This window comes from Pseudomonas sp. URMO17WK12:I6 (genome assembly GCF_003253625.1).
Lineage (GTDB): Bacteria > Pseudomonadota > Gammaproteobacteria > Pseudomonadales > Pseudomonadaceae > Aquipseudomonas.
Genome location: NZ_QKYZ01000041.1, coordinates 1 through 1,103, shown reverse-complemented (window position 1 = coordinate 1,103; position 1,103 = coordinate 1). Strand labels below are relative to the sequence as shown.

Annotated in this window: 1 pseudogene; it reads right to left on the bottom strand. The window is 60.1% G+C overall.

What is annotated here, in order from left to right:
• Nucleotides 1-1,103, bottom strand: a pseudogene (locus F475_RS30180) (calcium-binding protein); the annotation flags it as partial.

Below are 1,103 nucleotides of genomic sequence, written 5' to 3'. Positions count from 1 at the left end.
TGCCGGTCAGCACGTTGTTCAGGGCATTGCCGACGCCGTTGAGGTTGTCGCTGCCAGTCAGGGTGAGGTTTTCCAGGTTGGCACCCAGGGTCCAGTTGACCGAGGAGCGCACGGTGTCGATATCCCACAGCGAGGAGCCGGTCTCAATGACCACATCCTTGAGGTTGTCGACGATGTAGGTGTCGCTGCCGCGGTCGTCGATCATGATGTCGGCGCCAAGGCCTCCGTCCAGGGTGTTGTTGCCGAAGTTACCGACGAGGCGGTTATTCAGGGCATTACCGGTAGCATTCAGGTCGTGTAAGTTGGTGAGGGTCAGGTTCTCGAGGTTGCTGCCCAGGGTGTAGCTGATCGACGACATGACCGTGTCGATTTCGCTCAGCGAGGTGCCGCGTTCGATCACTGTGTCGCCGAGGTTGTCGACGTAGTAGGTGTCGTTGCCAGCACCGCCGTCCAGGGTGTCGGCGCCGGCCTTGCCGTCGAGGACGTTGGCGGCGGCGTTGCCGGTGAGGCTGTTATCGAGTTCATTACCTGTGAGGCTCAGCGCTGCAGATCCGAGCAGCTCGCCATCCTCGACGTTGGCTTCCAAAAAGTAGCTCACTGCTGTCTTGATCAGGTCGTGGCCTTCATCAGCCAGTTCGGTGACTTGTACACCATTGTTCAAGATGACATAGGTGTCATCGCCACTACCGCCAATGAGCTTGTCAGCCCCGGCCCAACCATCCAGCCAGTCGTTGCCGGCCCCGCCCAGCAGGGTGTTGTCGTAGTTGTTGCCGAGCAGGATGTTGTTCAGGTCGTTGCCGATCACGGTGAAGTTGCCGAGGCCGGTGACGGTGACATCTTCGACGTTTTGCAGGTTGCTTTGGCTGAGGTCGACGGTGTTGGTGGCCGGAGTCGAGGTGTAGTTGATGTACAGCAGGTCGTGGCCTTGATCAACGTCATCCTGCAATAGCGCCAGTTCGCCGGCCTGGTCGAGGACATAGGTGTCGTTGCCGGCGCCGCCGATCAGCTTGTCCAGGCCCGCGCCACCGTTGAGGATGTTGTTGCCGCTGTTGCCGGTCAGCACGTTGTTCAGGGCGTTGCCGACACCGGTGAGGTTGTCGCTG